Below are 12,535 nucleotides of genomic sequence, written 5' to 3' on the forward strand. Positions count from 1 at the left end.
TCTTTACTTTAAGAGAATTACCCTGTTTGTTTATTCTTTGTGCCTTAGTGTCTTTGTGGCAGAAGTCCCTACTTCTTCTCGATCACGTACTTGGTCTTCAAATTCTTCAAATACCCCTCCAGCGACTCCTGCATCTTCTTGTTCTTCAAGTACTCCACCAGATCGTTCTTGATGTTCTCATAAGTGGGCTCCTTGGCCGCCACCCGCTTGTTGAGCTTGAGGATGGTCAGCCCCTGCTCGGTCTCCACCGCCTCGCTGATGTCGCCTTCCTGCATGCTGGCCAACTCGGTCTTGATGGCGTCGGGGAAGGCCTCCACCGGGATCAGGCCCAGCAGTCCGCTGTTCTCCTTGGACATCGGGTCGTCGGAGTAGGTCTTGGCCACCCGGCCGAAATCCTCCTTGCCGGTGGTCACCCGGCGGTACAGCCCGGCGGCCAGTTTGCGAGCCTTGGCCAGGTCGGCCTCGGTGGGTACGGGTGAGATCAGGATGTGGGCGGCGTGCACCTGGTCTCCCTTCTTCTCCAGCACTTTGATGATGTGCCGGCCATAGCGGGTGTCGGTCTCGGTGACCTGCCCGACCTTGCCTTCAAAGGCCGCCTTCTCGAACTCGGGCACCATCTGGTTGCGCCCGAACCAGCCCAGGTCTCCGCCGTTGACGGCCGATCCCTGATCCTGGGAATATTTCTTGGCCAAAGCGGCGAAATCACCCTTGGCCTTCAGTTTGGCCATCACCTGGTTATAGCGGTTGATGGCCGCGGTCTTGGCGGCGGTGCCCGGCTTGGGAACTATCACTATCCATGACACCTCTGCCTTCTCCGGCTCCGGCGGAATGGAGTCCTTGTGGCTGGCGTAAAAATCCAGCACTTCCTTTTCGGTGGGCGGGGCCACCCTGGCCCGGATGTTCTTGTCTATCACCTTCTGCATCAGAAGCTGGTTCTTGGCGTCGGGCCGGTGCTTGGCCTTCAGCTTGTCGATGTTGGTGCCCTCGGCCTTAAGCTGGGCGTTAAAGGCCTCTTCGCTTGGGAACTGGGACCTCATCTCGCCGATGCTCTTGTTCAAAGCCTCCTCCACTTCGGCGTCGTTGACATCCAGTGATTCCTTCTTGGCCTGCAGCATCAGCAGCCGGACCTCGATCAGCCTTTCCAGGGCCAGTTTTTTTAGGGAGTCCTCGGGAATGATGTTCTGGGTCTGGTTGAGCTGCAGTTTTAAAAGAGAGACCTGCTTGTCCAGTTCGCTTTGCAGTACCGGCTGCTCGTCCACCACCGCCACCACCCCGTCGCCGGCCGTCTGGGCGTACAGCGAGCAGGTCAAAGCCAGCAGCAGCAGGCCCCCGGCCAAATAGATTTTTTTCATTACTGATAGTCCTTTGTTTGTTTGCAAATAATATATTGCGGCAATGCTACTTGATCAGGTCGGGGTGGGTCTCCACCTGGGCGGTCTTCCTGAGTTCTTCGGTCAGGTTGTCAAAGGCCGTTTTCTGCTTGCCCATGGTCATCCCGTTGGTCAGCCCCTCCCGGACATCCTCGAATTTCACCGGCGGCCAGACCGGTTTCTTGTCGGTGACCTTGATGATGAAATAACCGTTGAACAGCTTGATGACTTCCGAGGTCTGGCCCTTGGCCAGGGCAAAGAGTTTTTCCTCGAAATCCAGCGGCATTTCCCCGCTGCCCCGCTGCAGATACCCGGCCATGTCTCCGCCGTTGACCCGGGAGGCTGCGTCCAGCGACCTTTCCCTGGCGATCTTGGCAAAATCTGCTCCGCCGTCCAGGGCGGACTTGATGGCGGCGGCCTCCTCCGGGGACTGGACCACTATCTGGCTGTAGCGGACGTTGCTCTGAAATTCCGCCTGGTGCAGGTCAAAGTAGGCCTTGACCTCGGATTCGGTGACGCTCTGCTTCTCCACCACTTCCTTCTGCAGCAGCTGGTTGGCCAGGATCTCCCGCTTCAGGTCGCGCAATTGCTTGGCCACCTTGGGGTCCTTGTCCAGACCTTTTTTGACGGCCTCCTGGTAGAACAATTCGGTGTCCACCCAGCGCCGCAGGAACTCTTCCTTCTGGGCCGGGGATATTCCGGCCGCCCCGGCCGGCAGATAGTCCTTGACGTCGGAATCGGTCAGGACGGTCTTGTTGACCCGGGCCACCACCTGCCCCTGGGGCTGTTCTTTTTTGCAGCCGGCGCCGGCCAGCAGGCTCAAACCCAGGATCAGGACCAGTCCGGCCACGGTTAGTTTTTTCATTTTATTTTCCCTCCTCCGGCTTTTGCTGACCGGCCAGTTTTAAGACATTCTCATCCACGGTTACCGGATATTTTGATTTGAGGCCCTCGATCAGGCTCAGGTAAAGGATCTGCTCCTGGCCCTGGCCCATGTTCTGTTCAATCGAAGGCTTCACTTCGTCAAAGCTCATTTGCTTGCCGGGGGTGCGGGCGCTGACCTTGATCACAGCAAAACCTTCCTTGACGGCGAAGGGCCTGGTGACCTGGTTCAGGCCGGCGGCAAAAGCCGCCTTGGAAACTTCCGGGAACCGGGGATCATTCTGGGCCACTTCGCCCAGCGCCCCGCCCGAGGATTTGGTCCAGTCAATTGACTTTTCCGAGGCGGTGGCCGCAAAATCAGCTCCCTGGGAAAGCAGTTTATAGACGGCTTCGGCTTCGGGCTGGGTCCGGGTCACTATCTGGTGGACCATGGCCTTGGCCGGCTGATAGAAGGCCTTTTTGTTCTTGGCATAGTAGACCTTGACCGATTCCGGATTGACGCTGACCTTGGGGCCCACTTCGGCCTGATAGAATGCGGCGGCCAGCATTTCGTCCCAGGCCTTTTCCATCTGTTGCTTGACCTTGGGATTATTCTGCAGGTTCTTGGACTTGGCCCTTTCCAGAAGCAGGTCTTCCACCAGCATGGCCTGCACCTGCTGTTCCAGCACCGCGGAATTCCGGAGGTCGGCATTTCCGCCGAACATTTTGTTGAGCTTGTTGTAGAACACTTCCACCGTCCAGGAGCCGCCGCTGTAGGTGACTATGGTCTTCTTCTTTTCCGCCTCGTCTCCCAACGGCGGCAGGGGGGCCGGGCCCATGACCTGGGGCTGCTTGGCCGCCAGCATGTCCAGAACATCCTTTTTGATCTTGACATTGGCCGAGGACTTTACCTTGTCCACGTATTCGGTGGCCATCTCCCGGGGCTTGGAGGCCGTCAGCTGCTGCTTGATCATGTCCTTCATCTGGTCAAAGGGCTTGATCTGGGCCGGCCGGGTGGAATCCATCCGGATGATGTGGAAACCGAAGGGGGTCTGGACCGGTTTGCCCAGCTGGCCCGGCTTCAGGTCAAAGACCGCCTTCTGGAAGGCCTGTACCATCCGGCCCCAGCCGAACCAGCCCAGGTCGCCGCCCCGCTGAGCGGAACCCGGATCCTGTGATTTCTGCTTGGCGGTCTCCTCGAAGTCGGCCCCGTCCTTAAGCGACTTGTAGACGGCCTTGGCTTCTTCCTCTGTCTTTACCAGGATATGCCGGGCTTTTACTTCCGTGCCCATCCGCTTGTAATAATCCTTGATCTCCTTGTCGGTGGGCTGTGATTTCTCCAGGATCTCCTGGCGGTAAAGCTGGCCCATCAGCATGTTCTTGGTCAGGTCCTCGTATTCCTTCTGCAGTTTGGGCTCCTTGTCCAGGTTGCGGGCCAGGGCTTCCAGGGCCAAAAGTTTCTGCTCCACCATCTGATCCAGCAGCCGCCTCTTGTTTGTCATGGCAGTGGCCGAATCCTGCGGGGGCACCGGGGCCCGGTAGTTGTCGTCAAACTGTCCCAGGGTTATTTTCTGGCTGCCCACCTTGGCTATCACCTTGCCGCGGTTGCCGCAGGATACCACGGTTAGTACCAGGCCCAGGACCAGCGCCAGCCCTAAAAGTTTTCTCATGGCAGTGATTCTCCTTGAATGTAATATGGTTTGATTGTTTTTAGCCGTAAATTTTAAGTTTATCACAAAATCCGGTGTTTTTCAATATAATTTGCCCGAAAAATGAGGCTGTTACGAACCTATAACCCAGACAGGATTTACATGATTTTTACTCATTCAGCCACAAAGCATGCACTGAGTTGTGTCGAAGTGGCACTAAGGCACCAATACTTCATTATGAGTTCAGTCAAACGCAATCAGACAATAATTATTTCAGATATGCTAAAGCGTCAATTACAAGTTCTGGGGTTTTAATGGAATATCCCGGTAAATCATGTAAATCCTGTCTTCCCCGGTTAATGGGATCCCTGTTCTATGAATACTTTTGGAACAGTCTCCCCCAGGCCGTTTCCCTCTTCCAGTTTTCAAAGGTGAACCTGTCCTTTAGCGGCCAGCGCAGGTAGTCGTGGTAGATCTCCGAGGCCAGGATGAACAGGTGCACCAGCGGGGTGTGAAAGAAGAATTTCTGCATCTTCTTCAACGGCCCAAACCAGATCAGGTCCCCGCCCACCCTTTTGACCAGGTTCTTGCCCACTTTAAAGTTCCAGTTCTCCTGGCGGACATCGTCCCCCAAAAGATCGATCTCCTCGAACCTGCCGCAGCCCAAACCCTGCTCGTGGGCCAGCCGGATGTACTTGATGGACATGGGATCAAAGCCCATCATGTGGGCCGAGACCGCATCGATGGCCACCTGGTCGCTGGAGGCCAGCATGTAGTCTTTGATCACCGGGAACATGGTTCGGGGGCCGGGGCCGTTTCCGGCGGTGGTCCCGTCCATCACCGCGAACAGCCCAGAATGGATCTCCTGCTGGATGGCTAAAAGATCCACCAGCACCTGGTGGATCCAGGAATGGGCATAATGCCGTTTGGTGTTCAGCAGGCCGCCGAAGGCGTTCTTCATGGCCCCGGTGGTGGTGGTGTAGATGTGGCACTTGACGGTGGGCAGGTGGACGATGTTCTTGCCGAAGAAATAGTCCGGCACCAGTATCCCTTCGGGAAATATCTTGTCCAGGGCCAGCATCTTCGCTTTGGGGACATAGGGCACCCACTTCATGTCCGGGCCCTTGAAATTGTACAGCACCGGGACCCCGTGATCCTTAAGGATGGGCAGGTAACGGTTGAGGTCCTCGCCCTTGAAAGTGTCGGTGACCACCGTCTTGTTCTGGACGCAGGACAGGTCCTGGTATCCGGCCGCCTGCAAAGCCCGGATCACGCCCTCCAGCTGCCAGGGCGTGGTGTTGGCCCCGGGAAAGGGGTAATGCCAGGAGATGTTGTCCTTGAGGATGGTGGTCTTCTGGGGATCAAGCGACTGCCTGAATCCCGCCAGCTCCATCACCCGGGCGATGTCCTGAAGGACGGTCTCCGGTTTGGTTTTGATGACCGCTACTTTGGATCTCATCATCCTACTTTGCCTGATCTTTGTTTTTTAAAGCTTCCAGTATTTCTTTAAGCAACCGGTTGCTTTCCTCGTTTAGCTTTACCGACTGTTCGGAAAGCTTTAAGGCCCGGTCGGTCTCGGCCAGGGCATGGTCCTGCCGGGCCAGGGCCTGTTTCATCTGCTTGTTGGTCCTGCGGGAAAGGAGGATGATGAACACTATAAGGATTACGAAAAATATCACCCAAAAGTTTCCTAAAATGGCCAGCCAGGGGGATTTGCATGTTTTGCCGTATTTTTTCGTGAGGGACTGGCGGTACTGGTTGTAATTAAGCCACTGGTTCTGCTTCTGGTCAAAATAAAGGGTATTGGAAGCCTGCCAGGCCCCGTAACTGCGGGCATAGCGTTCCATGAAAGAAGCGGAGTTGCTGTCGATCTCGGTCTCCACATAGCCGACCTTGCAGGCCTCGTCGTATCCGTCATTATAATAGTCGGTGCCGTAATCATCGATCGTGGCATTTACGACCCGCAAACCGCCTTTATAGGGGAATTTCTTCGTCTGGTACTTGTAAGAACGATCTCCGGTCTTCTCAAAGGCCACCGTGGCCGGATCATTCTTTATTGACTGTTCCCAGGCCGTGATCAGGGACTGCTCGCCGGGCTGGGCCGCGGCCATGCCGGCAACTAAAGAAAGCAGCGCAAATGAGAGCATGAGTTTTCTCATTGATTCCTTTCCGATGACTCTTGTTTTGCCGTTTTGTTTTGGTTAGATCACACCACGAACAAGCTGTGGCTGGAAAAATTGGGGTCGCTGGTCAGGTTCACCCCCAGCTTGCGCAGCCCCTCCTCGTCGCCGGGGGTGGGGATGTGTGTGCTGTGCACCTCGCAGCCCTGCAGTTTCTTCAAATGCTCCATGGCCAGCTGGGCGGTGGGGTTGGTCATGGCGCTGACCGCCAGGGCTATCAGTGTCTCCTCCAGGTCCAGGCTGACCGTCCGCTCCTTCAGGATGTTGCGGTCCAGGTTGGCGATGGACTCGATGATGGCCGGCGAGATCAGGTGGATCTGGTCCGGGATCCCGGCCAGCTTCTTGACCGCGTTCAGCACCAGGCTGGAGGCGGCGTGCATCTGAGGCGAGTTCTTGCCGGCGATGATGGTCCCGTCCGGCAGCTGGATGGCGGTGCCGCAGAAGATCCCCTCGTTTCCCTTGCCGCAGTCCTGGCCCTCGGCCGAGGCTTGGCGGGCCGGCTCCACCACCGGCCGGTCCTCCGGCTTGATCCCCAGGTCGTTCATCAGCAGTTCCACCCTCTGGATGGTCTCCTTGTCCACGAAGCCCATCACGTGCTCGCAGCGGTAGCGGAAGTAGCGCCGGATGATCTCCTGCCGGGAGGCCTCCTTCACCGCCTCGTCGTCCACGATGCCGAACCCGGCGCAGTTGACCCCCATGTCGGTGGGCGACTTGTACATCGGGTCGTCCATGATCTTCACCAGGATCCGGCGCAGCACCGGAAACACCTCCACGTCCCGGTTGTAGTTGACCGTGCTCTTGCCGTAGGCCTCCAGATGGAAGGGGTCGATCATATTGTAGTCCCGGATGTCGGCGGTGGCCGCCTCGTAGGCCACGTTCACCGGGTGCTTAAGCGGGATGTTCCAGATGGGAAAGGTCTCGAACTTGGCGTAGCCGGATTTCAGGCCGTGGCGGTGGTCGTGGTACATCTGGGACAAACAGGTGGCCAGCTTGCCGCTGCCCGGCCCCGGCCCGGTCACCACCACCAGCGGTTTGTCGGTGGCCGCGTATTCGTTGGCCCCGTACCCCAGGTCGCTGACCACGGTGTCGACATCGGTGGGATAGCCCTTGGTGTAGCCGTGGGTGTAGACCGTCAGGCCCCGGTGCTGGAGCTTGTTCTTAAAGATCACCGCCGCCGGCTGGTTCTGGAACCGGGTGATGATCACCGCCTTCACCGAGATCCCGTTGGCCTTCAGGTCGTCTATCAGCTTCATGGCGTCCACGTCGTAGGTGATGCCGAAATCCGCCCGGATCTTGCGACGCTCGATGTCCCCGGCGTAGATGCACAACAGGATGTCGGCCTGGTCCTTCAGCTGCTGCAGCAGCTGCATCTTGACGTTGGGATGGAAGCCGGGCAGCACCCGGGCCGCGTGGTAATCGTAGATCAGCTTGCCCCCGAACTCCAGGTAAAGCTTGCCGCCGAACTTGGACACCCGCTCCCGGATGGCCTCGGTCTGCAGCTGCAGGTATTTCTCGTTGTCAAAACCGTTCTTCATCCTGGCCCTTCACTATTGTGTTTCAAAAGTCAATTCGCTGATATCTTGGTACCAACCATCCGCAAACGCTGTCGTGAGCAGCAGTCGAACGATTAAAGCAGATTATGACCATTGCCATTGGTTATCCATGTTAATATAAAATCTGCGATAATCTGTTAAATCTGCGGATATATGGTGCCCGGTCTTCGTTACCATTTTTTTATGTAACAGCGCCGCCGCTTGTGCTGGCGCGACTCGAAGTACTTCCAGTGGCTCTGGACCCTGACGTTCTCCTCCAGCTCGATGTTGGTCTCGGCCGAGACCACCCCGTTCTTCATGGCCGAGCGGCACATCTCGGTCATCAGCAGGGCGTCGGCGCCCCTGCCCTGCAGGTCGGGCCGGATGGCGCCCAGGTACAGGTCTATCTGCTTGTTCTTTTTGCTGATGGCCCGCAGGATGTGGATGAAACCGAAGGGGAACAATCTTCCCCTGGACTTCTGCAGGGCTTTTGAGAGCGAGGGCATCCCGATCACGAACCCGGCTACTTTATTGTTGGAGTCTAAAAGGATCTTGGTGTAGTCCGGCAGGATGAACGAAAAATACTGCTTGATGTACATGGCGATCTGTTTCTCGTTCAGCGGCACAAAGGCGTAGATGGGGGCGAAGGCGGCGTTGAGAACCTCGAACATCTGGTGGGCGTAGGGTAGCAGGTCCTTGGCCTTCTTGGCCTCCAGCACTTTGACCCCCGTTTTTTGCATCACGATCTTGGCGATCCGGTCGGCCTTCTCCGGGATCTGGTCCGGCACCTTGACCTCGAACTCCACCCAGTCCACGTCCTTGGCGTAGCCCAGCGCTTCCAGCTGTTTGGGGTAGTAGGGATGGTTGTAGATGGCGGCCAAAGTCCCCAGCTCGTTGAACCCGTCCACCAGCATCCCCTCGTGGTCCATGTCGGTGAAGCCCAGCGGCCCGTGGATGCCCGCCATGCCCTGCTCCCTGGCCCATTGCTCGACGGTGGCAAACAGGGACTTGACCACTTCGGCATCGTCTATGAAATCCACCCAGCCGAACCGGGCGTACTTGTTGCCCCATTTCTCGATGTACTTCTGGCTGATGATCCCGGCGATCCGCCCGGCCAGTTTTCCGTCCTTAAAGGCCAGCCAGTATTTGGCCCGGCAATACTCAAAGGCCGGGTTCTTGTCCGCCTTAAGGGTTTCGTACTCGTCCATCAGCAGCGGCGGGATCCAGTAGGGATGGTCCTGGTACAGCGAAAAGGGGAACTCAATGAATTGCTTGAGTTCTTTTTTGGTAACGACCTCTTTTATACTGACCGGCATAGTGCTTACATTCCTTGTGATTTCATTTTCTGCTTTTTGCTTTTAGTTTTCGATCAGCCCAGTTCCACCACTTCAACAGTTCCGGGTCGTGCTTGTCATGCGAAGCATAATAAACCGCGCAGCGGAAGACATACAGCAGGCAGCGGTCCACCGGGTGCCCTTCCATGGCACAGTATCTGGCGTAGAGCTTCTCCGGGTCCCGGCCCTTAAGGCAGGAGACCTTCTTGATCCCCAGCCGGTTCAGGTCCTCCGCGATACTGGGCCCCACCCCGGGGATCACCTGCAGTCCTTTGATGCTTTCGGTCTGCCCGGGGCGGCGCAAATATCTGCAGGATCTTGTCTGCCGTTCACTGTTCATTGCTGACTGGTTCACTGTTAATTGTATTGGCTATTTCAGCTCCACCACCGTCACCCCGTCCTGGCCCTCGTTCCAAGCCCCCAACCGGAAGGCCTTCACCTGGGGATGCTTGGTCAGGATCTCCCGGACCACCTTGCGCAGCACCCCTTCCCCCTTGCCGTGGACGATCCGGATATTGGTGATCCCGTAATAGACCGCGTCGTCTATGTAGCGCTCCACCGCCTCTATGGATTCATCGGCCCGCATGCCCAGCAGATGCAGCTCCGGGGCGAACCCGGAGACGTTGTCGGCGCTGACGGTGGGGCTGGGCTTCTGCTCCGGGGCCTTCTGGGAAGAGCCGGCCACCGCCTTCTGCCGGGGCACGGTCATCTGCACGTTGCCCACCTGCACCTTGAGCTTCTTGCCGGAATCCAGCAGGTCGGTGACCAACCCCTCTTTTTTAAGGTCGGTCAGGTAGACCTTCTCCCCCTTTTTAAAGACGTGGCCGGGGTCCTGCCTGGCGTAGGCTTGGGGCCTTTCCTCCGGCGGCAGCAGGGCTTCGGCCGCTTTCAGCATTTCCCGGGCCTTGATGATGCTTTGCTTGCCGGCCTGTTCGGCCTTGATCACGGCCACCGCCTGCTCGGCCGAGCTGCGGGCCTGGGTGATGATGCTCCGGGATTCCTCGGCCGCCTTCAGCTTCATGGCCTTCAGCTCTTCCTGCAAACCTTCCAGCCGGGACTGGTATTCATCCTTCAGGCTTTGGGCCTGCTCCATGTCGTCCATGGCCTTCAGCTCCTTCTGCTCGGCCTGGCGCTTGACCTGTTCCAAAAAGGTGATCAGCTCCTCCAGCTGGACCGACTTGGAATCTATCCGGGAACGGGCGTCTTTTATGACCTCGGGCGAAAGCCCCAACCGCGAGGCGATCTCTATCCCGTAGCTGGCCCCGGGCACGCCCATCATCAGGCGGTAGGTGGGCTGCAGTTTTTCCCGGTCAAATTCCATGGCCGCGTTCAGCATCTGGACATTCTGCTGGACGAAGGCCTTAAGCGCCCCGTAATGGGTGGTGGAAAGCGTCAGGCAGCCCTTGTTGGTCAGCTCTAAAAGAATTGTCATGGCCAGGGCCGCGCCCTCGGCCGGCTCGGTGCCGGCCCCGATCTCATCCAGCAGCACCAGGGAACGGGCGGTGGAATTCTCCAGCACCCCCTTGATCTGCGAGATGTGCGAGGAGAAAGTGGACAGCGACTGGGAGATGGACTGTTCGTCGCCGATGTCGGCGAACACCTGGCCGAACAAAGGCAGGGCGCTGCCGTCCCGGGCCGGGACCTGCAGGCCGGACTGGTTCATCAGGGCTAAAAGGCCCACGGTCTTAAGCACCACGGTCTTGCCGCCGGTGTTGGGCCCGGTTATGACCATGGTGGTCCGGCCGTCTCCCAGCTCCATGTTCAGCGGCACCGGATCCTTAAGCGCCGGGTGCCGGGCCTCTATCAGCTTCAGGTACTGCCCGCCCGGGAATATGGCCCTCACGCACTTCCAGGCCAGGGCCAGTTTGGCCCGGGCGAACACCAGGTCAAAGTGGGCCAGCAGCACCAGGTTGTTCTCCATGGCGTCAAGGTTTTCGGAGACCTCCACAGAGAACTGGCGCAGGATCCGCTCCACCTCCTGCTTCTCGGCCGAGAACAGCTGGCGCATCCGGTTGTTCATCTCGATGGTGGCCAGCGGCTCCATGTAGACCGTGGCCCCGGAGGCCGAGCTGTCGTGGACTATGCCCTTCAGCTTGTTCTTGGAGTCGGCCTTGACCGGGATCACGTAGCGCCCCTCGCGGATGGTGATCAGCGTCTCCTGGATGTCGGCCGCCTCCTGGCCCATGATGTCCTCCAGCTTGGAGTGGATGCGCTGGCGCACAGTTTCCTGCTCCCGCCGGATGTGGTACAGCTCGGTGCTGGCCTTGTCGGCCACCCGGCCGTCCGGCTCGATGGCCTTGACTATCCGGTCCTCCAGGTCCTTGAAGGCGATCAGTCCCAAAGCCTGCGATGACAGCAGGGGATACTCCTCGTTGCGCAGCCCCAGCGATGAGCGGACCTGCCGGGCCACGTACAGATGGCGTGACAGGTGCAGCAGGACCAGAGAGTCCATCACCACGCCCTCGGCCTTAAGCGCCTCCAGCTGGGGACGGATGTCCTGCAGTTCGTAAAAGTCCAGGCCGAACCCGGCCTCCAAATACTTCTTGGCCTCGGCCGTCTCATCCTGCATCCTGGCCACGGCCTCGGGATCGGCCAGCGGCATCAGCGCCAGGGCCTCCTCCCGGCCGTAGGGGGTGGAAGCCTTCTGAGCTAAAGCATTGCGGACAAAATTGAATTCCAGAATATTTAGTGAATGCTGATTCATTAGCCGTCAAATCGTGTGATTATTTCTCCGGTTTCTTTTTGCCGTGAAGTTAACTCTGAAAGTAACAGCCCGGCGATGACCACCGCCATGCCGGTCAGTTTAAGAGCATTGAACCTTTCTCCCAGCAGGAAGAAGGAAAACACCGCGGTGGAGACCGGAATGAAGTTGGTGAACAGATTTACCCGTGATATCCCGATGTTTCTGACCCCGATGGTGATGAACACGAATGCCAGGCTGGAGGGGAATACCGCCAGCAGGGCCAGCACCGAGATCACCCGGAAGTCCGGGGTGACGCCGCTGAAATGCCCCCAGTCGAAGAACAGGAACAGCGGCAGGAACAGGACCAGCCCGATGATGTTCTGGTATTTGACCACCGTCAGGGCCGAGTAGCGGTGGGAGACCTTCTTCAACAGCAGGCCGTAAAACACCCCGGAGAACACCGCCAGGAACATAAGTACAATGCCTTTGGCCGAGACCTCGACCCCGAAGCCCTGGTTGAACACGATCAGCCCCACCCCCAGGAACGATACCGCCAGCCCGGCCAGGGTGCCCCAGCCCGCCTTCTCCCGCAGCATAAAATAAGCCGCCAGCGGCGTAAAGACCGGAATGGTGGCGATGATGATGGAGCCCACGGCGGCGGAGACGTATTTTAGGCCGAAGCTCTCGGCCAGAAAATAGCAGAACGGCTCAAAAAAGGCCAGCAGCATAAAATACCGCTTGTCGCCTTTCTTGATGCTTTCGCCCGGTGCCATGAACCGGGCGATGATCCACAGGAAGACCGTGGACAGGGCCAGCCTTAAGAAAACGACCGTCAGCGGCTGGTAGTACTCGTAGGCTATCTTGACCCAGACATACGACAGGCCCCAGAAGAGCATGGCGCTGAGAGTGTATATGTAGACCAGGGG

10 protein-coding genes are annotated in these 12,535 nt (G+C 58.0%); all 10 read right to left on the reverse strand.

All coding sequences use genetic code 11. The annotated features are described in order from the left end of the window. Positions 1–68: 68 nt before the first annotated feature. Positions 69–1,352 carry a peptidylprolyl isomerase gene (locus tag Q7U71_02450; GenBank protein ID MDO9390614.1) on the reverse strand — a complete coding sequence of 428 codons (1,284 nt, stop codon included), beginning with the start codon at positions 1,350–1,352 and terminating at the stop codon, positions 69–71. A gap of 46 nt (positions 1,353–1,398) precedes the next feature. Then, positions 1,399–2,235, reverse strand: a complete 837-nt coding sequence (locus Q7U71_02455) for a peptidyl-prolyl cis-trans isomerase (GenBank protein MDO9390615.1) — start codon at positions 2,233–2,235, stop codon at positions 1,399–1,401. Between the two features lies 1 nt (position 2,236). Then, complete coding sequence (locus Q7U71_02460) at positions 2,237–3,901, reverse strand: peptidyl-prolyl cis-trans isomerase (protein MDO9390616.1); 1,665 nt, start codon at positions 3,899–3,901, stop codon at positions 2,237–2,239. A 352-nt stretch (positions 3,902–4,253) separates the two neighbouring features. After that, positions 4,254–5,342, reverse strand: coding sequence for a DUF362 domain-containing protein (locus Q7U71_02465; GenBank protein ID MDO9390617.1), 1,089 nt, complete (start codon positions 5,340–5,342; stop codon positions 4,254–4,256). Position 5,343: 1 nt separating this feature from the next. Further along, positions 5,344–6,039 (reverse strand): hypothetical protein, encoded by a 696-nt coding sequence (locus Q7U71_02470; GenBank protein ID MDO9390618.1) that lies wholly within the window; start codon positions 6,037–6,039, stop codon positions 5,344–5,346. Between the two features lie 47 nt (positions 6,040–6,086). Beyond that, positions 6,087–7,595, reverse strand: coding sequence for a DUF1846 domain-containing protein (locus Q7U71_02475; protein MDO9390619.1), 1,509 nt, complete (start codon positions 7,593–7,595; stop codon positions 6,087–6,089). Between the two features lie 188 nt (positions 7,596–7,783). Continuing rightward, positions 7,784–8,908, reverse strand: a complete 1,125-nt coding sequence (locus Q7U71_02480; protein ID MDO9390620.1) for a hypothetical protein — start codon at positions 8,906–8,908, stop codon at positions 7,784–7,786. 22 nt (positions 8,909–8,930) lie between these two features. Then, positions 8,931–9,266 carry a helix-hairpin-helix domain-containing protein gene (locus Q7U71_02485; protein ID MDO9390621.1) on the reverse strand — a complete coding sequence of 112 codons (336 nt, stop codon included), beginning with the start codon at positions 9,264–9,266 and terminating at the stop codon, positions 8,931–8,933. A 30-nt stretch (positions 9,267–9,296) separates the two neighbouring features. After that, positions 9,297–11,630 carry an endonuclease MutS2 gene (locus Q7U71_02490; GenBank protein ID MDO9390622.1) on the reverse strand — a complete coding sequence of 778 codons (2,334 nt, stop codon included), beginning with the start codon at positions 11,628–11,630 and terminating at the stop codon, positions 9,297–9,299. Then, a partial coding sequence (locus Q7U71_02495) for a DMT family transporter (GenBank protein MDO9390623.1) occupies positions 11,630–12,535 on the reverse strand: 906 nt, incomplete at its 5' end. The genes Q7U71_02490 and Q7U71_02495, both read right to left, overlap by 1 nt.

The sequence above is a fragment of the bacterium genome (assembly GCA_030655055.1).
In the GTDB taxonomy this organism is placed as follows: Bacteria; Edwardsbacteria; AC1; order AC1; family EtOH8; genus UBA5202.

Coding starts and splice junctions, on each gene's coding strand:
- Q7U71_02450 (MDO9390614.1), bottom strand. CDS start 1,352: ATGAAAAAAATCTATTTGGCCGGGGGCCTGCTGCTGCTGGCTTTGACC.
- Q7U71_02455 (MDO9390615.1), bottom strand. CDS start 2,235: ATGAAAAAACTAACCGTGGCCGGACTGGTCCTGATCCTGGGTTTGAGC.
- Q7U71_02460 (MDO9390616.1), bottom strand. CDS start 3,901: ATGAGAAAACTTTTAGGGCTGGCGCTGGTCCTGGGCCTGGTACTAACC.
- Q7U71_02465 (MDO9390617.1), bottom strand. CDS start 5,342: ATGATGAGATCCAAAGTAGCGGTCATCAAAACCAAACCGGAGACCGTC.
- Q7U71_02470 (MDO9390618.1), bottom strand. CDS start 6,039: ATGAGAAAACTCATGCTCTCATTTGCGCTGCTTTCTTTAGTTGCCGGC.
- Q7U71_02475 (MDO9390619.1), bottom strand. CDS start 7,595: ATGAAGAACGGTTTTGACAACGAGAAATACCTGCAGCTGCAGACCGAG.
- Q7U71_02480 (MDO9390620.1), bottom strand. CDS start 8,908: ATGCCGGTCAGTATAAAAGAGGTCGTTACCAAAAAAGAACTCAAGCAA.
- Q7U71_02485 (MDO9390621.1), bottom strand. CDS start 9,266: ATGAACAGTGAACGGCAGACAAGATCCTGCAGATATTTGCGCCGCCCC.
- Q7U71_02490 (MDO9390622.1), bottom strand. CDS start 11,630: ATGAATCAGCATTCACTAAATATTCTGGAATTCAATTTTGTCCGCAAT.